Annotated in this window: 19 protein-coding genes; 9 read left to right on the forward strand and 10 right to left on the reverse strand. The window is 63.3% G+C overall.

The features are described 5' to 3' along the window. Positions 1–11: 11 nt before the first annotated feature. The 4 genes from HCN58_RS16420 to HCN58_RS16435 all read right to left on the reverse strand — a co-directional run bounded on the left by HCN58_RS16420 (position 12) and on the right by HCN58_RS16435 (position 3,941). Positions 12–1,175, reverse strand: a complete 1,164-nt coding sequence (locus HCN58_RS16420; protein ID WP_235983672.1) for an SMP-30/gluconolactonase/LRE family protein — start codon at positions 1,173–1,175, stop codon at positions 12–14. Positions 1,176–1,360: 185 nt separating this feature from the next. Continuing rightward, positions 1,361–2,275 (reverse strand): SDR family oxidoreductase, encoded by a 915-nt coding sequence (locus HCN58_RS16425; RefSeq protein WP_171580442.1) that lies wholly within the window; start codon positions 2,273–2,275, stop codon positions 1,361–1,363. A gap of 107 nt (positions 2,276–2,382) precedes the next feature. Next, a complete protein-coding gene (locus HCN58_RS16430) occupies positions 2,383–3,522 on the reverse strand; it encodes a thiolase C-terminal domain-containing protein (RefSeq protein ID WP_171580443.1) in 1,140 nt (379 codons plus the stop codon). A 5-nt stretch (positions 3,523–3,527) separates the two neighbouring features. Then, entirely contained in the window at positions 3,528–3,941 is a 414-nt protein-coding gene (locus tag HCN58_RS16435) for a Zn-ribbon domain-containing OB-fold protein (RefSeq protein ID WP_171580444.1), read from the reverse strand. A gap of 242 nt (positions 3,942–4,183) precedes the next feature. Between HCN58_RS16435 and HCN58_RS16440 the strand changes: the two genes are divergently transcribed. The 5 genes from HCN58_RS16440 to HCN58_RS16460 all read left to right on the forward strand — a co-directional run bounded on the left by HCN58_RS16440 (position 4,184) and on the right by HCN58_RS16460 (position 9,170). After that, positions 4,184–5,536 carry an amidase gene (locus HCN58_RS16440; RefSeq protein WP_171580445.1) on the forward strand — a complete coding sequence of 451 codons (1,353 nt, stop codon included), beginning with the start codon at positions 4,184–4,186 and terminating at the stop codon, positions 5,534–5,536. Continuing rightward, on the forward strand, positions 5,529–6,215 hold the full coding sequence (locus HCN58_RS16445) for a DUF2848 domain-containing protein (RefSeq protein ID WP_171580446.1): 687 nt from the start codon (positions 5,529–5,531) through the stop codon (positions 6,213–6,215). The genes HCN58_RS16440 and HCN58_RS16445 overlap by 8 nt, the downstream gene beginning before the upstream one ends. 90 nt (positions 6,216–6,305) lie before the next feature. Further along, positions 6,306–7,052, forward strand: coding sequence for a 2OG-Fe(II) oxygenase (locus tag HCN58_RS16450; RefSeq protein WP_171580447.1), 747 nt, complete (start codon positions 6,306–6,308; stop codon positions 7,050–7,052). Positions 7,053–7,064: 12 nt separating this feature from the next. Continuing rightward, the gene (gene alkB, locus HCN58_RS16455) at positions 7,065–7,718 is read left to right on the forward strand and encodes a DNA oxidative demethylase AlkB (protein WP_171580448.1); all 654 of its coding nucleotides are present in this window, start codon (positions 7,065–7,067) and stop codon (positions 7,716–7,718) included. 219 nt (positions 7,719–7,937) lie between these two features. After that, positions 7,938–9,170, forward strand: coding sequence for an MFS transporter (locus HCN58_RS16460; RefSeq protein ID WP_171580449.1), 1,233 nt, complete (start codon positions 7,938–7,940; stop codon positions 9,168–9,170). Here HCN58_RS16460 and HCN58_RS16465 read toward each other — a convergent pair. From HCN58_RS16465 to hpaH, 6 genes are all read right to left on the reverse strand, one after another. Beyond that, a complete protein-coding gene (locus HCN58_RS16465; protein ID WP_171580450.1) occupies positions 9,167–10,798 on the reverse strand; it encodes a thiamine pyrophosphate-dependent enzyme in 1,632 nt (543 codons plus the stop codon). The genes HCN58_RS16460 and HCN58_RS16465 overlap by 4 nt on opposite strands. 28 nt (positions 10,799–10,826) lie before the next feature. After that, positions 10,827–11,696 carry a fumarylacetoacetate hydrolase family protein gene (locus tag HCN58_RS16470; protein ID WP_171580451.1) on the reverse strand — a complete coding sequence of 290 codons (870 nt, stop codon included), beginning with the start codon at positions 11,694–11,696 and terminating at the stop codon, positions 10,827–10,829. A gap of 4 nt (positions 11,697–11,700) precedes the next feature. Continuing rightward, positions 11,701–12,684 carry a 3,4-dihydroxyphenylacetate 2,3-dioxygenase gene (gene hpaD / locus HCN58_RS16475; RefSeq protein WP_171580452.1) on the reverse strand — a complete coding sequence of 328 codons (984 nt, stop codon included), beginning with the start codon at positions 12,682–12,684 and terminating at the stop codon, positions 11,701–11,703. A gap of 108 nt (positions 12,685–12,792) precedes the next feature. Further along, the gene (gene hpaE, locus HCN58_RS16480) at positions 12,793–14,328 is read right to left on the reverse strand and encodes a 5-carboxymethyl-2-hydroxymuconate semialdehyde dehydrogenase (protein WP_171580453.1); all 1,536 of its coding nucleotides are present in this window, start codon (positions 14,326–14,328) and stop codon (positions 12,793–12,795) included. After that, positions 14,321–14,719 (reverse strand): 5-carboxymethyl-2-hydroxymuconate Delta-isomerase, encoded by a 399-nt coding sequence (locus tag HCN58_RS16485; protein ID WP_171580454.1) that lies wholly within the window; start codon positions 14,717–14,719, stop codon positions 14,321–14,323. The genes hpaE and HCN58_RS16485 overlap by 8 nt, the downstream gene beginning before the upstream one ends. A gap of 29 nt (positions 14,720–14,748) precedes the next feature. After that, a complete protein-coding gene (hpaH, locus tag HCN58_RS16490; RefSeq protein WP_171580455.1) occupies positions 14,749–15,555 on the reverse strand; it encodes a 2-oxo-hept-4-ene-1,7-dioate hydratase in 807 nt (268 codons plus the stop codon). A gap of 147 nt (positions 15,556–15,702) precedes the next feature. Between hpaH and hpaR the strand changes: the two genes are divergently transcribed. The 4 genes from hpaR to HCN58_RS16510 all read left to right on the forward strand — a co-directional run bounded on the left by hpaR (position 15,703) and on the right by HCN58_RS16510 (position 20,078). Beyond that, the gene (hpaR, locus tag HCN58_RS16495; RefSeq protein WP_171580456.1) at positions 15,703–16,239 is read left to right on the forward strand and encodes a homoprotocatechuate degradation operon regulator HpaR; all 537 of its coding nucleotides are present in this window, start codon (positions 15,703–15,705) and stop codon (positions 16,237–16,239) included. Between the two features lie 210 nt (positions 16,240–16,449). Then, complete coding sequence (locus HCN58_RS16500; RefSeq protein ID WP_171580457.1) at positions 16,450–17,535, forward strand: malate/lactate/ureidoglycolate dehydrogenase; 1,086 nt, start codon at positions 16,450–16,452, stop codon at positions 17,533–17,535. Positions 17,536–17,586: 51 nt separating this feature from the next. Next, positions 17,587–18,366: an HpcH/HpaI aldolase family protein gene (locus tag HCN58_RS16505; RefSeq protein WP_171580458.1), complete on the forward strand. Its 780-nt coding sequence runs from the start codon at positions 17,587–17,589 to the stop codon at positions 18,364–18,366. A 185-nt stretch (positions 18,367–18,551) separates the two neighbouring features. Further along, positions 18,552–20,078, forward strand: a complete 1,527-nt coding sequence (locus HCN58_RS16510) for a D-arabinonate dehydratase (RefSeq protein ID WP_171580459.1) — start codon at positions 18,552–18,554, stop codon at positions 20,076–20,078. The last annotated feature ends 136 nt before the right edge of the window (positions 20,079–20,214 follow it).

Below are 20,214 nucleotides of genomic sequence, written 5' to 3' on the forward strand. Positions count from 1 at the left end.
GGGGGAGCCTCTCACGGCTTCATCGCGCCCTGCACACTCGTATAGACCGCGTAGAGCGACGTCGAGCCGCAGATATAAAGTCTGTTCCGCTGCTGACCGCCAAAGCATAGATTAGCCACGGTCTCCGGAATGTGGATCTTGCCGAGCAGATCGCCCTCCGCCGTGTAGCAACGCACGCCATCCTCGTTCGGATCGCCCCAGCCCACGGAGCACCAGACCCGCCCGTCGGTATCGCAGCGGACGCCATCGGTAATGCTGGGCTTCGGCATATCCGCAAAGACCTTGCTGTTCGAAGCCTTTCCACCCGCCACATCGAGGTCGAACACGCGGATATGCGAGGGATTGTCCGGTCCGTCGGTGAATCCGGTGTCGCAGACGTAGAGCTTCTTCTCGTCGGGCGAGAGCGCAAGTCCGTTCGGCTCGACGAAATCATCGACGACGACCTTGACCTCACCGGATTTCGGATCAACGCGATAAACGTTGCGCTTATCCTGCTCGGGCGCGGCCTTGATGCCCTCATAATAGCCGCCGATGCCATAGACGGGATCGGTGAACCAGATCGCGCCGTCCGCCGTGACAACCGCGTCGTTCGGCGAGTTCAGTCGCTTGCCGTTGTACTTGTCGGCGATGATGGTGATCGAGCCGTCGAGCTCGGTCCGCGTGACGCGCCGGCCGGAATGTTCGCATGTGATCAGGCGTCCTTCCCGATCGATCGTATTGCCGTTCGAGTTCATCGATGGCTGCCGATAGACGCTGAGATGACCATCGTCCTCGGAAAAGCGCATGATGCGGTTGTTGGGAATGTCGGAGAACAGCACGTAGCGCCCGGCTGCGAAATAAACCGGGCCTTCAGCCCAGCGGAACCCGGTCGCGACGCGCTCCACCGCCATCGTGCCCGCGAAGGCTGGAAAACCCGCAGGCCCGAACGAAACTTTGGGTTTGGCGGACTCCAGATGGGAATCCGGATAGCGGCTTCCCGGGAGCGGGCCCAAGGGCAACGGCTCGGTTGCCGTGGTTGGAGCGCCGGTTTGGCCGAGTGGCGCTACGGTGGCCGCGGAGGCGGCTTTCATCGTCATGGCTGAGCCGGCAAGCGCGGCTGCGCCAGTCAGGAGCTTGCGGCGGTTGAAGCCGCCGTCCTGCTGCTGTGGATCGGGAAAGGTCAGCGAGGCTGTCATGATTTTCCTCCCATATTTTCGTTGGAAAGAAAACATCGGCCCGCATTCCGGCATAAAGCGGGCGGACTGTGGTGAAAAAGCGGTGCGGCTGTAGCCCGATGGAGCGAAGCGCAATCCGGGGCAGTTTCTCTCCGCGCGAGAGCGCCCCCGGGTTTAGCTGCGCTCCCACCCGCGCTACGAGATCCTCAGATCGGATCCCACGTAAAAATGTCCGCCGAGCGATCGAGCTTGTAGAACGATCCCGCAAGCGCAGGCATGCCGTGCTCGGCGATGGTTTGCGGCGTCCAGCCTTCGCCGCGGTGCACTGAGCGAATCGGGCGCGACTGGCCCATCAGGAAGATCTCGTTCATGCGCACGCCGAAGATCTGCCCGGTCACGTCCTTGGCGGCGTCGCTGAGCAGATAGGCGCAGAGCGGCGCGATCTTCTCCGGTCCCATTTGCTGGATTTTCGCCACGCGCGCTTTCTCGGCCTCGGTCTCGGTCGGGATGGTGCCGATCATGCGGGTCCAGGCGAAGGGCGAGACGCAGTTCGAGCGCACGTTGAAGCGCCCCATGTCGAGCGCGATCGACTTCGACAGGCCGACAATGCCGAGCTTGGCGGCGGCGTAGTTGGCTTGGCCGAAATTGCCGATCAGGCCCGAAGTCGAGGTGAAGTGCACGAAGGAGCCGCTCTCCTGCTCGCGGTACAGCCGTGCCGCGGCGTGGCTGACATAAAACGAGCCCATCAGGTGCACCTTGATGACGGCCTCGAACGCTTCCACGCTCATCTTGTGGAAGATCATGTCGCGCAGAATGCCAGCATTGTTGACGACGCCGTCAAGCCGACCGAAATGATCGGTCGCCGCCTTGACGATCTTGCTCGCGGGGATCGCTTCCGCCACCGACTCGAAGTTGGCGACCGCAGTGCCGCCGCGCTTCTTGATTTCCTCGACCACTTCCTCGGCGGGCGCCGCGTTCGAACCGGCGCCGTCAGCGGCGACGCCGGGATCGTTGACAACGACTTTTGCGCCTTCTGCGGCGCAGAGCAGCGCGATCTCGCGGCCTATGCCGCGGCCTGCGCCCGTGACAATGATGACTTTGTCTTGCAGTGATTTTGTCATTGGTATCTCTCCTGTTCTGTCCGTCATTCCGGGATGGTGCGCAGCACCAGACCCGGAATCTCGAGATTCCGGGTCTGGTGCTGCGCGAGCCCCGGAATGACGGGCTGTTACTTCTCGTTCGTAAAGATGATCGTGCCTGATGCCGCGAACATGCCGCCGACGCCATGGCAGACCGAAATCTTCGCGTCCTTGACCTGCGCCGGCGCGATGCCGCGCATTTGTCGCACACTTTCCTGCAGCGCGTACATGCCGTACATCCCGGAATGCATGTAGCTCAGTCCGCCGCCATTGGTGTTGAGCGGCAGCTTGCCGCCGGGGCGGGTGTGGCCGTCGGCGATGAACTTGCCGGTCTCTTCATGCGGCATAAAGCCGAGATCGCCGAGGCCGTAGAGCGGCAGATGCGCAAAGGCGTCGTAGATCATCAGATGATCGACGTCCTTGTGAGTGATGCCGGCTTCCCTGAAGGCCGTGGGGCCTGCGATCTTGAAGGCGCGGGAGGAGTTGAACGTCTCCATCTGGCTGACCATCGGCGTTTCCACGCTCTCGCCAGTGCCGAGAATGTAGACCGACTTCTTCGGGAAATCCCTCGCGCGGTCGGCCGAGGTGAGGATCAGCGCGCCGCCGCCGTCAGTGACAAGGCAACATTGCAGCAGGCGGAACGGGTAGGCGATCATCCGCGAGTTGAGGACGTCGGCTACCGTGATCGGGTCCTTCATCATGGCGCGCGGATTCTTAGCGGCCCACTCACGCTGCACGACGGCGACCATGGCGATCTGCTCATGGGTGATGCCGTAGGTTTTCATGTAGCGCAGCACCGGAATCGGGAACATGCTGGGCGGGCCGTAGACGCCGAACGGCGCCTCGAATTGGCCCTGCAGGCTGTCGGCCGGGATCGAGCGCGGCAACTTGCCGATCATCGATTTTCCGCTCTCGGCGTGGGTGATCAGCACGGTCTTGCAGAGACCGGCCTCGATCGCGGCCGCCGCGTGCCGAACATGCAGCATGAACGAGCAGCCGCCGACGGAAGTGCCGTCGACCCAGGTCGGCGTGATGCCGAGATAGTGGGCGATCTGCTGCGGCGTTTCGACTGCAGTGGCGATGCCGTCGATGTCGGACAGCTTTAGCCCGGCATCGGCGACGGCGTTCAGCGCCGCGTCCGCATGCAACTGGATCTGCGACATGTTCGGGATGACGCCGAGTTCGGTGGTCTCTGCAGCGCCGACGACGGCGACCTGGTTTCTGCGCATGGTGCTTAACCCTTCGCCGGACGGAACATGGGAAGGGTGATCTTGTCGTCGAGCTTTTCGAAGGCGACTTCGAGCTTCATGTCGAGCTCGAGCGCTTCCGGCGTCTGCGGACAATCGATGATGTTGCTCATCATGCGCGGACCTTCGTCGAGTTCGACGACCGCGATCGCGTAAGGCGGGGTGAAGCCCGGCGCCGCCGGGCGGTGGTTGATGACGTAACTATAGAGCTTGCCCTTGCCGCTGGCCTTGAAGACGGAAATCTTGCGCGAGGCACAGGAGGGGCAGAACGGGCGAGGCGGGAAATAGACATTGCCGCAGGCGTCGCAGCGCTGCAGGCGCAGTTCGCCGGCCTGCGTTCCATCCCAGAAATGCTGGGTCTCCGGTGTGGGCTTCGGTCGTGCGCGGGCGGGCTCGGCCATGTCGGCAATTTCTCCTTGGGAAGTCGGGCGTCGCCCGCTTGTTACGATCTTGATGCGACATCGACTGTGGGCCGTCAACGGTCCAGCAACAGCGGTGATTGCATGGCTGCATTCCTGCGCATGAGAGCGCTTGTATGCCAAGCCGTCATCGGAGATAGTCCGCGCCACGGTAAATTGCCGGCACACTTCTCAATGGGATGTTTCCGATCCGGAAGCGATCCAGAGCATAGAACAAGAGAGCCATGCCTGACCATCCGACGCTTGCCAGCCTCGCCGCCGATCTCGATGCCGGACGCACCACCGCGCGAAAACTGGTCGAGGAGTGTCTTGCAAGGATTGCCGATCCCGCCGGCGAGGGGGCGCGGACCTTTATCCACGTTGATAAGGACGCTGCAATTGCCGCGGCGGATGCGATGGATCATCTGCGCAACGCGCACGCCGCGCCATCGCCCTATGCCGGCATTCCTGTGTCGATCAAGGACCTGTTCGATATCAAGGGGCAAGTGACCCGCGCCGGCTCGCGCGCGCTGGAGGACTCCGCTCCCGCCGAATCCGATGCGCCGGTGGTCGCGCGGTTGCGCCGGGCCGGCTTCATCGTGATCGGCCGCACCAACATGACCGAATTCGCCTATTCCGGAATCGGCATCAATCCGCATTACGGTACGCCAAAAAGTGTCTTCAATCGCAGTGTCGGCCACGTGCCGGGCGGCTCGTCCTCGGGTGCGGCGGTATCGATCGCCGATCGGATGGCGTACGGCGCGCTCGGCACCGATACCGGCGGCTCCTGCCGGATTCCGGCGGCCTTTAACGGCATTGTCGGCTACAAGCCGACCCAATGCCGCGTGCCGCTCGATGGCGGCGTTCCACTGTCGTCCTCGCTCGACAGCTTTGGGCCGCTGGCGCGCAGCGTGGCTTGCTGCGCGGTGCTGGATGCCGTGCTCGCTGATGAGGACGTGCAGCCGTTACGGCCGCGCCCGGTCAAGGGCATGCGGCTCGCGGTGCCGACCACGGTCGCGCTCGATGACCTTGACGATGTCGTCGCGAAAACCTTTGAGCGCGCCCTTGCCACGCTGTCGCGCGAGGGGGCGCTGATCGAGCGGATCGCGGTTCCGGAATTCGACGATGTCGCCGTCATGAACAGCAAGGGCGGATTTGCCGCGGCGGAAAGCTATGCCTGGCATCGTTATCTGATCGCGAGCAAGGGAAGCATCTACGATCCCCGCGTACAGGTCCGCATCCTCCGAGGCGAAGCCATCAGCGCGGCCGACTATATCGATATCCTGAGCGCGCGCCGCGCGTTCATCGCGCGCACCGAACAGCGCATCGCGCCCTATGACGCGCTGGTATTGCCGACCACCGCCAACGCGCCGCCTGTCATCGCCGACCTCGTCGCCGATGACAAGCTGTTCGCCACGCAGAATCTGCGCGCCCTGCGCAACTGCACGCTGATCAACATGCTCGACGGCTGTGCGATCTCGCTGCCGGCGCATCGCGAAGGCGAGATGCCGGTCGGGCTGATGCTCGCAGCCGCCGGCGGATCGGACTGCCGCATCTTCGAACTCGCGGCCGGAATGGAGGACATCATCCGTGTTTGATCTGACCTTCAACGTCGACGACAAGGGCATGCTGACGCCGCTGACGCTTGCGATCGATCAGGCCGTCATCGCCGGCTGGACCGGACGCGACCCAGTGGCACGCGACAAGCACATCGCCGAACTCGAAGCGCTCGGCATCGCGCCCCCCGCGACGACGCCGATCTACTACCGCTGCTCGGCGCGGCGGATTACGCAAGACGACCGCATTGAGGTCTCGGGCAGCGATTCCAGCGGCGAGGTCGAGTTCGTTCTGATCGGCTGGCAGGGCCGCATCTTCGTCGGCTGCGGCTCCGATCACACCGACCGCAAGGTCGAAAGCTACAGCGTCACGGTCTCGAAGCAGATGTGCGATAAGCCGGTTGCCTCGGTGCTGTGGGAACTCGAGGACGTCATTGCCCACTGGGACCGGCTGATCCTGCGCTCCTGGGCCACGATCGGCGGGGCGCGCGTGCTGTACCAGGAGGGCACGCTCGATGCGATGTTGCCGGTCAAGGACCTGATCGAGCGCGGCTTCGGCGGCAAAGGCCTGCCCGATGGCTGCGCGATGTTCGGCGGCACGTTTGCGGCCAAAGGCGGCATCCGGCCCGCCAGCCGCTTCGAGTTCGAACTGGAGGATCCCGTGCTGAATCGCAAGATCAGCCACGGCTATGATGTGATCCCGCTGCCGGTGCTGGGCTAGCCGTCGTCCCTGCGTTCGCAGGGACGACGTGGCGAGGGTTCGTCGGAAATCGGGTGGCGAAGAGCGCAATGGCTTGCGAGACTAGCCGTCATGAAAGCAACCGCAAAAATTCTCAAGCATCCCGCGTCCTCTGACATCGCCACCCGCGTCGATACCGTCGACTGGGCGCAGGCAACCGCCGACCTCGATGCGCAGGGCTGCGCCGTGCTGAAGGGACTGCTGACGCCGGACGAATGCGCCGCGCTGGCCGCGCTTTATCCCGACGACAAGAATTTCCGCAGCCGGATCGTGATGGGGAGCCACGGGTTCGGCCGCGGCGAATACAAGTATTTCGCCTATCCGTTGCCCGAGCTGATCGCCCAATTGCGGCCGGCGCTGTATGCACGGCTCTGCGGTGTCGCCAATCGCTGGAACGAGACGATGGGAATCGGCATCCGCTATCCCGACCGGCATGAGGCGTTCCTGAAGCGCTGCCACGACGCCGGGCAGACGCGGCCGACGCCGCTGCTGCTGCAATACGGCGAGGGCGACTACAATTGCCTGCATCAGGACCTCTATGGCGAGCACGTGTTCCCGCTGCAGGTTGCGATCCTACTGTCGGAGCCGGGGCGCGATTTCGAAGGCGGCGAGTTCGTGCTGACGGAACAGCGGCCGCGGATGCAGTCGCGGCCAGAGGTGGTTCCGCTCAGGCAGGGTGATGCGGTCGCCTTTGCTGTGCATCATCGGCCGGTGCAGGGGACGCGAGGGCCCTATCGCGTTAACCTCCGCCATGGCGTCAGCCGGATCCGTTCCGGCCACCGCCACACCGTCGGCGTGATCTTCCACGATGCCAAGTGAGTGCGAACTGAGTTGACTGCTGATTTGTTCGAGGCCGTGCCGGATGAGCGGCCGTCACGCGAAGCGATGGCGGAGGGTGCGGTATTGCTGCGCCGATATGCAAAGCCCTTCGAAAACGAAGTGGTCGCGGCGCTCCGCGAGATTATCGCGCAAGCGCCGTTCCGGCGCATGTTCACCCCCGGCGGTCACCAGATGTCGGTCGCGATGACCAACTGCGGCACCGCGGGCTGGGTCACCGATCACAGCGGTTACCGCTACGATGGTTTTGATCCCAATTCAGGCCAGCCATGGCCGGCGATGCCAACTGTCTTCCGTGAATTCGCAGGACAAGCGGCCGCCGCGGGAGGGTTCGATCGTTTCGGGCCCGATGCCTGCCTGATCAACCGCTATGCCCCCGGGGCGCGGATGTCGCTGCATCAGGACAGGGACGAGCAGGATTTTGCCGCGCCGATCGTGTCGGTGTCGCTGGGATTGCCTGCGATCTTCTTGTTCGGCGGCCCAAAGCGCGCCGACAAACCGAAGCGCTACCGGCTCGAGCATGGCGACGTCGTGGTCTGGGGCGGCCCGTCGCGGCTGTTCTTCCACGGTGTGGCGCCGCTCGCCGACGGCGAGCATGCCCTGATGGGCCGCCAGCGCATCAATCTGACCTTTCGCAAAGCGCGGTGATCTTTGCTTCTCGCCTTGTGGGAGAAGGCGGATTAGGGGTTCTCTCCGCGGAGACAGACCCCCATCTGTCTCGCTGCCGCTTCGCGTCCATAGCCGATGCAAAGCATCGGCGTCCTACGGCGGCCGACGGCCGCCTATGCCACCTTCTCCCACAAGGGGAGAAGGGAAGAGGCGTTTCATCGCGGGTTCTCATGGTTTAAGGTTCATGCCGGGGCCGACATGAGCACGACAGAAGCAACGTCCAAAACCACCGCCAACCGCACCGGCGCCTATCTTGCCGTGCTGCAGCTCGTGTTCACGCTGGGCTGGACCACTTACGTCATCTACCTGCCAAAACTCTGCGCCGATGTCGGCATCGCGCCATCAGCCGTCATTCTGATCCTGATGCTGGATCAGGCGATCTTCACCATCACCGACACCGCGATGGGGATTGCCGCCGACAAGATCGCACCGTTCGTCGGCAGGCTCGGCGTGTTCGTGGGCGTGCTCACCGCGATCTCCTGCGCGGCCTTTGTCGCGCTGCCATTCGTGGCCGGCACCGGGCCAGGTGCGCAGGTCTGGCTTATCGCCCTGATTCTGATCTGGGTCGTGACGTCATCGGCCCTGCGCGCGCCGCCGCTGACGCTACTCGGCAAATACGCCGCGCGGCCGGCGATTCCGTTTCTCGCGGCATTGACGATGCTCGGCTATGGTTTGGCGGGCGCGGTCTCGCCCTATCTCGGCGTGGTGCTGCGCAGTCACGACCCGCGGCTGCCCTTCGTGATCTCGGGCGTGATATTGCTGCTCACGACGCTGGCGCTCTCGAAGGTCGAACGCGATCTGGCGCAGGCGCCACCGGTCGCGAAACAACCGGCCGCTCCGGCAAAATCGCTGGGGCCAGTGCCGATGTTCTTCATCGCCTCGATGGTGATCCTGTCGCTTGGCTATCAATTGCATTTTTCCATTAACAGCACGCCGTTCTTCCTCCGGTTTGCCAAGCCGGACGAATTGCCATGGCTGATGCCGGTGTTCTGGATCGGCTTCAACATCGCCATGTTTCCGGCAAGCGCCGTGGTCAAGCACCGCGGCGGACTGGTCGTGATGGGCGCGGCCGGCCTGCTCGGCGCGTTGGCGGTGCTGGGTGCGGAAATGGCCGGCAATCTCAACATGCTGATCGCGGCACAGTTCATCGCGGGTGCTGCGTGGGGCTGCATGCTGATGGCCGCGGTTTCGGCGGCGCTGGCGATAGGCGAGACCGGCGCCGAGGGCAAGGTGGTCGGGCTGGTGTTCTCAGCGCTGGCGCTCGCGACCTTTGCGCGGATGGCGGCGGTGGCCGGCGGCCTGCAGAAGCTGCCGGAATATGCGCCGCTGTTGCATTGGGCGCCGGTGGCGTGCTGGTCGGTTGCAGGTGCGGGGTTGCTGGTGATCGCAGCCTCGCGGATGCAACGCGGTAGGGCGGCGAAGCAGGCCTAAGCGTTCTTCGCCGGATGGATGAACATCCAGGGCGAGACTTCCGAATCCGTCGGCACCTCCACCGAAATCACGTAAGGCCCCCCGTCGGCCAAAGCCTTTTCCAGCGCGGGCCGGAACTGATCGGGCGAAGTTACCCGCGCAGCACCCGCGCCGAACGATTCGGCGAGCTTCACGAAATCCGGATTGACCAGGTCGGACGCCACCACGCGGCCGTCAAAATGCTGGCGCTGGTCGCGGCGCACATTGCCATAGGCATTATTGTTGAACACCAGCGTGACCACGCCGATCTTGAACTGCACGGCGGTCGATAGTTCCTGCACGCCAAACATGAAGCCGCCGTCGCCCGTGATCGCGACCACCGGGCGTTCCGGGTTGGCGACCTTGGCACCCAGCGCGGTGGGGAAGCCGGAGCCGAGCGTGCCTTGATAGCCCGAAGTGATAAAGGTGCGCGGCTCATAGACCGGAAAGCCGTACCAGGAGGCGAAGCCGACCTGGGACAGTTCGTCGGTCACGATCGCATTAGCCGGCAGCACCCCGCGCAAAATGTTGAGATAAGCCATTTGCGGCTGAACCTTCTGGATCTCCTGTTGCGCCGCCGCAGTCGCCTCGCGGATTTCGGCGCGCCGACCGCTGGTCCTGCTATAGCCGGCCTTCTTCACGGCGGCGACCAGATCGGCCGTGCCGGCTTTCGCATCCGCGACCACGGCGGTATCGGATACAAGCCGGCGCATCTCGGCCGGGTCGATATCGATGCGAACGGATTTCAATCCCTTCGGCTGATAGGGCCAGCGGAATCCCGACGCCGGTAACTCCATGCGCGTGCCGATCCCGATCATCAGATCGGTGTTCGGCCACAGTTTGTAGGCCGCAGCCATGTTGAGCCCGAGCTCGTGCGCATTGGAGACGATGCCGCGGCCGCTGCGGAAAGCCACCACAGGTGCATCGATCATTTCGGCGAGTTCGAGAATTTCCTCGCGCGCATGGATCGCGCCGCCGCCGACAAAGATCATCGGCCGCTTGCTATCCTTGATCAGCGCGGCCGCCGCCTTGATCCGGTCGGGATCGGGCTGCGGCGCCGGGAACGGATCGAACACGGATGAGGCGCCGACCTGCGCGCGCTGCGTAAAAATGTCCCACGGCATTTCCAGTGACACCGGACCGCGGCGGCCCGACAGCATCTCCTGAAACGCACGCGACACCGCGGCGGGCGCTGCATCGGGATATTCGATCCGCTCGGCCCATTTCACGAAGGTGCGCAGCGTTGCGAGCTGGTCCGGCATCTCGTGCAGATGGCCGCGGCCCTTGCCGAGAAACGCCGTCGGCACCTGTCCGGTCAGGCACAGCACCGGCTCGTTGCAGCCGAACGCGGTGAGTAGCGCCGCGCTGGCATTGAGCACGCCCGGGCCGGGCACCACGCTGAATACACCAGGTTTGCCCGATGAACGCGCATAGCCAAAGGCCATGTAGCCGCAGGCTTGTTCGTGCCGTGCCCCGATCACCTTCAACTGTGCCTGATGAAAGGCGTCGAACAGACCATAGATCTGCGCGCCGGGTAGCCCGAACACCGTGTCGACGCCATGCGCGACGAGGCTGTTGACGATCGCTTCGCCGCCGGAAGTTGATTTCATGGTTCTGTCCACTCGCTAACGGAATTTGTTAGGCTTCATCGATGACGCCATTTTTGAGCACACCGACGCCCTCGGCTTCAACCTCGACGACATCGCCGGGCTTCAGATAGCGCGGTGGGTCGAACCGCGCGCCGGCGCCGGTCGGCGTTCCCGTCACGATCACGTCGCCGGGCACCAGCGTGGTGAAGGTCGAGAGATAGTTGATCAGATAACGGAAGCCGAAAATCAGCCGCCCGGTGCGGTCGTCCTGCCGCGTCTCGCTGTTGACCTTCGTGGTCAAACGGATGTCCGCGATCTGGCTTTCATCGGTAAAGGGCACGAGCCACGGGCCGAGGCTGCCGGTGGAATCGAAGTTCTTGCCCTGCGTGACGTTGAACTTGGCGTGACGTACCCAGTCGCGGATGGTGCCCTCGTTGCAGAGTGTGACGGCTGCGATGTGGTCCAGCGCATCGCTCTCCCTGATATGCCGGCCGGACTTGCCGATGACCAGCACCAGTTCGCCCTCGTAATCGAGCTGTGCCGAGGCGCGCGGGCGGACCAGCGGCGTGTTGTGACCGACGAAGGAGCGCAGCGTGCGCATGAACATGCTCGGATATTTCGGCGCATCCTGGCCGTCCTTGTATTCGGCGTTGCGGTCCGGGTAGTTGACGCCGATGCAGATGATCTTTTCCGGCGAGGCGATCGGCGGCTGCCATTTGATCGCGTCGAGCGCATAGTCCGGCGGGTGCCGCGCGCCTTCGTCGGCGAGCTTCGTCAGGGCGCCGGCGGCGATGACTTCGCGAAGCGTCGGATATTCCTTTGCGAAGCGCGCCGAGAGATCAACGATGCCGGCATCAGTCACGGCGCCGTATTTTGGCGCGCCGTTGACGATGAAGGTCGCGAGACCGGGAAGGCCCATCCGATCAATCCGCAATTGTGACGTCGGCGACGAAGAGCGGGTCGCGGACCTCCTGGCCTGTAAAAGGCGAACCCTCCTCGAACCAGGAACGCGGCGCCGGTGCACCCCACAGCGTTTGCCGGCGGGGGTCCTTCAGCGACCAGCGCAATGGCTCGTGATCGTGGTCGCCAGTAAAGTAATCACTGGTATAGAGCTCTAGGCGATGGCCGTCCGGGTCCCGGACATAGAGGAAGAACGCATTCGAGATGCCGTGGCGGCCCGGACCGCGCTCGATGTTCTTCAAATAACCGCTGGAAGCCATCACGTCGCAGAGATGCAGGACGTTCATCGCCGTCGGCACCCAATAGGCAAAATGGTGCAGGCGAGGACCGCGGCCGTTGGTGATGGCAAGGTCGTGGACATTGCCCTTGCGGTGCATCCAGGCCGCCGCGATCCGCCCGCTCGGGCCGTCCTCCTCGCCATATTCGGTCAGCCGGAAGCCGAGCCGCGCATAGAAATCGATGGTGCCCTGAACCTCAGGCGCGAAGACGTTGAAATGATCGAGCCGCTGCGGATGGCAACCCTTGTAAAGATCATAGCGCCGCAACAGATGCGGGCGCTTTTCCATCGACGCATAGAGTTCGATCTGGAAACCGGCGGGATCGCTGAACTGCAAGGTGCGGCCCTGGAACGGCTGCTCGGCGAAAGCATAAGCGATGCCGTTCTCGGCAAAGAACGTCGCCGCCTTGTCGAGATCGCCGTCATTGCCGACCTTGAAGCCGAGCCGGTTGCAGGCCGCGTGAGGGGCCTTCCGCAGCACCAGCGAGTGATGCTGATGCTCCTCGCTGCCGCGAAGGTACACCGTCTTGTCGTCACTATCCTCGACATGGAGGCCGACGGTATTTTCGTAGAAGGCGCGGCTCTTGCCGAGATCGACCACATCGAGCACGGCGTGACTGCAGCGGATGATGTTGAAGGGTGGGGTGAAAGTGTGTGTCGGAACGGGCATGTGGTTTCCCTTGATTCGGTTCGTCATTCCGGGATGATGCGAAGCACCAGACCCGGAATCTCAAGGTTCCGGGTTCGATGCTTCGCATCGTCCCGGAACGGCGGTGTCTCAAATCCCCAGTCTCTGAATTTTGTGCGTCCCTCGCGCGAGCGAGACGTGTTTGGTTTCCATGTAGAAGTCGAACGAATAATCGCCGCCGTCGCGGCCGATGCCTGAGGCTTTCATGCCGCCGAACGGCGTCGGCAGATGGCGAACGTTTTCGGAATTGAGCCAGATCATGCCGGCCTCCAGCGCATCCGCGACGCGGAGCGCGCGGCCCATGTCGCCGGTCCAGACATAGCCGGTCAGTCCATACTGCACGCCGTTCGCGATCTCGATCGCGTCCTGCTCGTCCTTGAACGGGATCACGGTCAGGAACGGCCCGAACACTTCCTCCTGCGCCACCCGCATCTTTGAGTGCGCGCCGGTAACGAGCGTCGGCTGCACGTAGTGACCGCCGCCCGGACCGTCATGAGGCTTTCCGCCCACCGCAATGATGGCGCCGTCGTTCCTGGCGACCTCGAAATAGCTGCAGACTTTTGCCAGATGCCGCTCATGGATCAGGGGACCGATCTCGGTGGCGGGATCGAGGGGGTGCCCGACCTTCAGTGCCTTCACCCTTGCGGTCAGCTTTTCGATGAATTTATCGACGATACCTTGCTGGACCAGCAGCCGGCTCGACGAGGTGCAGCGCTCGCCGTTGAGCGAGTAGATCATGAAGACGACGGCGTCGAGCGCGCGGTCGAGATCGGCATCGTCGAACACGATCACCGGGTTCTTTCCGCCGAGCTCGAAATGCACGCGCTTAAGGGTAGGAGCACCCTGCGCCATGATCGCCGAGCCGGTCGCGCTCTCGCCGACGAAACCGATCGCCTTGATGGCGGGATGCTCGGTCAGCGCTTTGCCGGCTTCCTCGCCCATGCCGTGGACCGTGTTTAGCACCCCGTCAGGGAGGCCGGCCTGTTTTGCAAGTTTTGCCAGCAGGTCCGCCGTGACCGGCGACCATTCCGCCGGCTTATGCACGACCGTGCAGCCGGCGGCCAGGGCGGGGGCGATCTTCCAGGTCGACAGCATGAACGGCGTGTTCCACGGCGTTATCACGCCGACGGGACCGATCGGCACCCGGGTCGAGATGTTCCAGTGCTCCTCGCTCGGCATGTTCAGACCATCGCGAGCCTCGGCGCACTTGTCGGCAAAGAAACGGAAATTCTCCGCTGCCCGGATCGCGGCCTTGGCCATGAAGCGATGCGCTTGCCCGGTATCGATGCATTCCAACACCGCAATGTCGTCGGCGTGGTCCTCAATGGCATCGGCGATGCGGTGCAGCAGTTTCTTTCGCGCGGCCGCCGTCATCTCGCGCCAGGACTTGAAGGCGCGGGTTGCCGCGCCCGCGGCGCGTTCGATGTCTTCTGCATTTCCGCGCGCCACCGACGCCAACACTGCGCCATCAACCGGCGACTTCGTCTCAAACGTCTGGCCCGAGACCGACGGTACGTTCTTGCCGCCGATCATGTGCCCGATGCCTTCGCTCTTTAGCTTGGCGAGCAGGGGACCTGCACGGTCGCGGTTGGCCTGAAACATGTCCTTGGGTGTCGCCTTATCCATTGATAGCCTCCACCTTCAGGGCTTCGTGGATGTTGTTGCGTTTCCAGCTTGTTTCCTTGTCGTTGATTTGCATGTCGAACGACAGCGCGAACTTGTTGCTCGCAAACACCGGATCAAGATAGACCGACAACGCCTTGAAAATACGTTCGCCGGCGTTCTTGCGGGTAGCGAGATCGCGGCCCTCGCCAAGCCGCAGCACCAAGTCGAGAAAGCCGTAAGCCTGGCGGCCGTCGGCGATCGCATAATGCTCGCATCTGATCGCGCGGACGCGAATACCGCCGAGCGGGAAGATACCGGTCTCGACCGCCGCCTTGCGGACGAGTTCAACGACCGCGGCCATATCGACGCGGCCGTCGAGATTGGCTGAATATTCGATCGTGAAGTGCGGCATGTTCCGATGACTCCCGCTCTCTTAAGGCATCAGGCGAAGTAGCAACTTACTGAACCGTACGGACCATAATCCGCCTGGATCGTGTCTCCCTTGCGGGTTTCGATCGGCCGGACGAACGAGCCCGCCAGCACCACTTGTCCGGCTTCGAGCGCCAGCCCGTTGGGCGCGATCTTGTTGGCGAGCCAGGCCACTGACGTGGCGGGATGATTGAGGACGCCGGCCGCGAGTCCGGTTTCCTCGAGCTGGCCATTGCGGAAACAGAGCGCGCCGATCCAGCGGAGGTCGGCGTCCATCGGCCGGATCGGGCGTCCGCCCAACACGATCCCGGCATTCGCGGCGTTGTCGGCGATGGTGTCGAAAATCTTCCGCGTCGCCTTGGTCTGCGGGTCGACGCGCTCGACTCGTGTATCGAGGATTTCCAGCGCGGGTACCACGAACTCGGTCGCATTAAGCACGTCGAACATCGTGCAATCCGGTCCCGACAGCCGGGACTTCATCACAAAGGCAAGCTCCGCCTCGGCGCGGGTCGCGATGAAGCGGTCCGACGGCACCAGCCCGCCGTCTGCAAAGAACATATCGTCGAGCAGGATGCCGGAATCCGGCTCATCGATATTGAGCGCGCTCTGCATCGCCTTCGAGGTCAGGCCGACCTTGTGTCCCTTCACGGCACGGCCCTGGGCGACCTTCATCTCCACCCAGGCTTTCTGAATAGCGTAGGCATCCTCGATCGTTATGCCGGGATGTTCGAGCGAAAGCTGGCGGATCTGCTTGCGCGTCTTCTCGGCTTGATCGAGCCGCTCGGCGGAGCTTCGGATGTCGTCTCTGGAAAGCGCCATGGGCGTCCGGCTCGATCAGCAAAAAAGCGGGTGCTGAAATTTGTTTAACATGTTAAGTTATCCGACGCAAACTGATTGATGCTTATTGCGCCGCAAAACTTTATCCTTCGCGGAAACGACGATTCCGGAAGCGGCGGGCCACTGAAAATGTCAGGCAAGAAATCGCCGAACGGATCGCGTTCGGACCAGGAGGGAACGACGGAAGCCCGCCGCATGCCGATGCGCGAATTCTCGCGTTCGCTGCCGATGTCGCTCTTGCGTGCGCGCGAAGCCGTGATGCGCCAGTTCCGTCCATCCTTGCGCAATCATGGGCTGACCGAGCAGCAATGGCGGATTCTGCGCGCGTTGACGGCGGTGGACACTATCGAAGTGACAGAGCTCGCGCGCGTCGCTTTTCTGCTGGGGCCGAGCCTGTCGCGAATCCTGCGCGACCTCGAAGCGCGCGATCTGATTGAGCGGCGCACGGCCAAGGCGGATTTGCGTCGCGGCGAGGTGTCGATCACATCCAAGGGGCTGAAACTGATCGAGGCCGTCGCGCCCACCTCGGAAGCGATCTACGCCGAGATCACCCACCGCTTTGGCGCGGGCAAGCTCGCCGAATTGCAGGACATGCTGGGCGAACTCGAGCGCAGCCTTGCCGCGATGGAGGTAGCGGGTGAGGGCGAGGCCGCAGCCGACGAGTAAGCGCAAATTTGCATGATGCTAGCGGCCCGATGCATAGCGGCGGCGCAAATGATTGCAATCATTTGTCAAATGCGACTGAGGCGGTAGACACGCGCGCGATTTTTCGCTCAAAGTGCCGGCCAAGCCGGTCATCAAAACCGGCGCGGGAGTCGCGAGGCTAGCTGCCCAAACGCAAGCTTCCCTCGTGCAAGGACAGGCTGAAATCCGGACATGGTCACAATAAAAGTCAACAATCTGATCGATTTCGTCGCTGAGGTTTTTTCCCATTCGGAATCCTCGCCTGAGGAAGCCAGGCGCATCGCGACTTACCTCACGACAGCGAATCTCACCGGCCATGACAGCCACGGCGTGATCCGGGTTCCCGTCTACATTCGCTGGAAGAAGACGGGCAACGTCGTTCCCAATCAAACCCCCGAGATCGTGGTCGACACGCCTTCGCTGGCCGTGGTCGATGGCAAGTTCGGCTACGGCCAGACCGTGACGCCGTTCGCAGTGCGGACCGGCATCGAGAAATGCAAGAAGGCGGGACTGTCAGCCATCGCGCTGCGCAATGCCGGCCATATCGGCCGCGTCGGCGACTGGGCGGAAATGGCTGCCGCCGAAGGGTTGGTGTCGGTGCACTTCGTCAACGCCGCAGGCTCGCTGCTGGTCGCGCCTTATGGCGGCGTGCAGAAGCGGCTCTCAACCGCGCCTTATTGCGTCGGCATTCCGCGGAAAGGGCAGGATCCGATCGTGCTCGATTTCGCGACCTCGATCGTCGCCGAAGGCAAGGTGCTGGTCGCCAGCCGCGGCGGCAAGAAACTGCCGACTGGTGCACTCGTTGATGCCGATGGCACGCTGAGCGAGGAGCCATCCGTGCTCTATGGTCCCTACACGCCGGACGGGCCGCGCGATCATACCAAGGGGACGGGCGCGATCCGTGCCTTCGGCGAGCACAAGGGTTCGGGGCTGGCCTTCGTCTGCGAACTGCTCGGCGGTGCGCTGACCGGCACCGGCGCCACCTCGGGCGGCCGGCAGTTCGCCAACGGCATGCTCGCCTTCTATATCGATCCCAAGGTGATCGACACGACTAACTATTTTGACGCTGAAATCTCGCGCTATACGGACTTCATCCGCGAGACGAAACCGATCGCCGGCGTCGAGTCCGTGCTGGTCCCGGGCGATCCCGAAAGGAAGATGCGCGCCGAGCGCACCAGGAACGGCGTGCCGCTGCCTGACGATACCTGGGCTGCGATCGTCAACACCGCCCGCGAGGTCGGTGTCAGCGAGGCCGCCATTCAACGCGCCATCAGCTAATCAACTCCACGAGTTCCAACAATTGCAACGATCACAAAGGGAAAGCGATCAATGGCAACCAACAACGTCAAGAAAGTATGGGCCTCGGGCAAGGCCGTGGTGAACGCGTGGCTCGCGATCCCGTCCGGCTTTTCGGCCGAAGTGATCGCGCAATGCGGCTTCGACAGCGTCACCGTCGACATGCAGCACGGCGTGCAGGATTACCTCTCGATGGTTCAGTGCTTTCAGGCGATGAACGGTCACCCGGTGACGCCGATGGTCCGCGTGCCCTGGAACGAGCCCGGCATCATTGGCAAAGTGCTCGACGGCGGGGCCTATGGCGTGATCTGCCCGATGATCAATACCCCGCAGGAAGCCAAGAACCTGGTCCAGTACGCCAAGTATCCGCCGAAGGGCACGCGCTCGAACGGCCCAATCCGGTCCGGCATGTACGGCTCGGCCGGTTCTTACCAGCAGACGGCGAACGACGAGATCGTGCTGTTGCCGATGATGGAGACCAGGACGGCGGTCGAGAACATGGAATCCATCCTCGATGTCGAGGGCATCGACGGCGTCTATATCGGCCCGTCCGACCTCGGCTTCTCCTATGGCCTGGTGCCGAAGCTCGACCGCGATGAGCCGGAAATCCTCAAGATCTACGAGAAGATCGTCAAGGAATGCGGCAAGCGCGCCCTCAATCCCGGTATCCACTGCTCCGGCGCCGAGGGCGCGGTGCGCGCCATCAACATGGGGTTCAAGCTGGTGACGCTGTCGAACGAGAGCGGCTTGATGATGACCTACGCCAAGATGCAGGTGAACCAGACGAGGAAGGATTCCGGCGGCAAGGCTTAGAACGCCCTCGTGTCCCGGATGCGGTGCAGCGTTGTAACGCTGCTCCGCAGAGCCGGGACCCAACCTTACGGCGGCAGTGCGTAGGCCCCGGATCAGCAGCGCACCGTAGGAGTCGCGCGAAGCGCGATCCCGAACGCGCTGCGCAGCATCCGGGGCACATAGCTAGACACCGAGGAGACACCACAATGACCACCCCGGCACCCGTGATCCGCCTGCATCCCGACGACGGCGTGCTGATAGCGCGCGCAAGCCTTCCGCCGGGCATGGTGGTGGCCGACGGCGTCACCACCGTCGAGCGAATACCGGCGGGCCACAAGGTCGCGATCAGGCCGATCGCCGTAGGCGAGCCGGTGCGTCGCTATGGCCAGATCATCGGTTTTGCCACCCGGCCGATCGCGTCGGGCCAGCATGTGCACACCCACAACTGCGGCATGGGCGATTTCGCCAAGGACTATGCCTATGGCGTTGACGTCAAGCCGGTGCCGAATTTCGATCTGCCCGCGACTTTCGACGGCATCCGCCGCGCCGACGGACGGGTAGCGACGCGCAACTATATCGGCATCCTCACCTCGGTGAACTGCAGCGCCCATGTCGCCGGCATCGTCGCCGACATGTTCAAGAAAAACCCCTTTACTGGCGACAACCCGCTGGCCGATTTTCCGAACGTCGACGGCGTCGTCGCGCTGACCCACAAGACCGGTTGCGGCATGACGCAGGACGAACCTTTGGCGCTGCTGCGGCGGACGCTCGGCGGTTACGCGCGGCATGCGAATTTTTCCCATGTGGTCGTGCTCGGGTTGGGCTGCGAGGTCAACCAGATCGGCGGGCTGATGCAGGAGCAAAAACTCGCCGGCCGCCTGCGCGCGATGGACATCCAGGAAGTCGGCGGTACCCGCAAGACGGTGGAAGCCGGCATTGCCTTCGTGAAGGAGGCGCTGTCCGACGCCAATAAAGTGAAGCGCGAGAAGGTCGCAGCCAGCGAACTGACGGTAGCGCTGCAATGCGGCGGCTCCGATGGCTACTCCGGCGTCTCAGCCAATCCGGCGCTGGGTGCTGCGAGCGATCTGCTCGTGCGCCACGGCGGCACCGTGATTCTCTCGGAAACGCCCGAGACCTACGGGGCCGAACATCTGCTGACCCGGCGCGCGGTGAGCCGCGAAGTCGGCGAGAAACTCGTCGGATTGATGCGCTGGTGGGAGGAATACACCAGGCGTGAAGGCGCCGAGATGAACGCCAATCCGAGCCCGGGCAACAAGGCTGGCGGCCTCACCACGATCTTGGAAAAATCGCTGGGCGCGATGGCCAAGGCCGGCAGCACCAATCTGGTCGACGTGCTCAACTATGCCGAGCCGATCACCAAGAAAGGTTTTGTGTTTATGGACACGCCTGGCTACGACCCGGTCGCAGCCACGGGCCAAGTGGCGGGCGGCGCTAACTTGGTCTGCTTTACCACGGGGCGCGGTAGCGTGTTCGGCTGCAAACCCGCGCCCTCGATCAAGCTTGCGACCAACACGCCGATGTACAAGCGCATGGAAGACGACATGGACGTCAATTGCGGCACCATCCTGGATGGCGAGGAAACCGTGCAGCAATGTGGCCAGCGCATTTTCGACCTGATGCTGAAAACGGCGTCCGGCCAACCGACCAAGAGCGAAAGCTTCGATTTCGGCGGCGCCGAATTCGCGCCCTGGGTGCTTGGGGCTACCATGTAAGGGGTTGTTCGTCATTCCGGAGCGATGCGCAGCATCGAACTACGGTGCGCAATTGCGCACCTGAGAATCTCGAGATTCCCCGATGCGCAATTGCGCATCTGAGGTCTGGTCCTTCGGAATCATCCCGGAATGACGA

Origin of the sequence: Bradyrhizobium australiense, assembly GCF_013114825.1 — a bacterium.
In the GTDB taxonomy this organism is placed as follows: Bacteria; Pseudomonadota; Alphaproteobacteria; order Rhizobiales; family Xanthobacteraceae; genus Bradyrhizobium; species Bradyrhizobium australiense.

Excerpts from the sequence above, each read along its gene's own strand:
- HCN58_RS16420 (WP_235983672.1), bottom strand. The coding sequence starts at position 1,175 with ATGACAGCCTCGCTGACCTTTCCCGATCCACAGCAGCAGGACGGCGGC.
- HCN58_RS16425 (WP_171580442.1), bottom strand. The coding sequence starts at position 2,275 with ATGACAAAATCACTGCAAGACAAAGTCATCATTGTCACGGGCGCAGGC.
- HCN58_RS16430 (WP_171580443.1), bottom strand. The coding sequence starts at position 3,522 with ATGCGCAGAAACCAGGTCGCCGTCGTCGGCGCTGCAGAGACCACCGAA.
- HCN58_RS16435 (WP_171580444.1), bottom strand. The coding sequence starts at position 3,941 with ATGGCCGAGCCCGCCCGCGCACGACCGAAGCCCACACCGGAGACCCAG.
- HCN58_RS16440 (WP_171580445.1), top strand. The coding sequence starts at position 4,184 with ATGCCTGACCATCCGACGCTTGCCAGCCTCGCCGCCGATCTCGATGCC.
- HCN58_RS16450 (WP_171580447.1), top strand. The coding sequence starts at position 6,306 with ATGAAAGCAACCGCAAAAATTCTCAAGCATCCCGCGTCCTCTGACATC.
- HCN58_RS16460 (WP_171580449.1), top strand. The coding sequence starts at position 7,938 with ATGAGCACGACAGAAGCAACGTCCAAAACCACCGCCAACCGCACCGGC.
- HCN58_RS16465 (WP_171580450.1), bottom strand. The coding sequence starts at position 10,798 with ATGAAATCAACTTCCGGCGGCGAAGCGATCGTCAACAGCCTCGTCGCG.
- HCN58_RS16470 (WP_171580451.1), bottom strand. The coding sequence starts at position 11,696 with ATGGGCCTTCCCGGTCTCGCGACCTTCATCGTCAACGGCGCGCCAAAA.
- hpaD (WP_171580452.1), bottom strand. The coding sequence starts at position 12,684 with ATGCCCGTTCCGACACACACTTTCACCCCACCCTTCAACATCATCCGC.
- hpaE (WP_171580453.1), bottom strand. The coding sequence starts at position 14,328 with ATGGATAAGGCGACACCCAAGGACATGTTTCAGGCCAACCGCGACCGT.
- HCN58_RS16485 (WP_171580454.1), bottom strand. The coding sequence starts at position 14,719 with ATGCCGCACTTCACGATCGAATATTCAGCCAATCTCGACGGCCGCGTC.
- hpaH (WP_171580455.1), bottom strand. The coding sequence starts at position 15,555 with ATGGCGCTTTCCAGAGACGACATCCGAAGCTCCGCCGAGCGGCTCGAT.
- hpaR (WP_171580456.1), top strand. The coding sequence starts at position 15,703 with ATGTCAGGCAAGAAATCGCCGAACGGATCGCGTTCGGACCAGGAGGGA.
- HCN58_RS16500 (WP_171580457.1), top strand. The coding sequence starts at position 16,450 with ATGGTCACAATAAAAGTCAACAATCTGATCGATTTCGTCGCTGAGGTT.
- HCN58_RS16505 (WP_171580458.1), top strand. The coding sequence starts at position 17,587 with ATGGCAACCAACAACGTCAAGAAAGTATGGGCCTCGGGCAAGGCCGTG.
- HCN58_RS16510 (WP_171580459.1), top strand. The coding sequence starts at position 18,552 with ATGACCACCCCGGCACCCGTGATCCGCCTGCATCCCGACGACGGCGTG.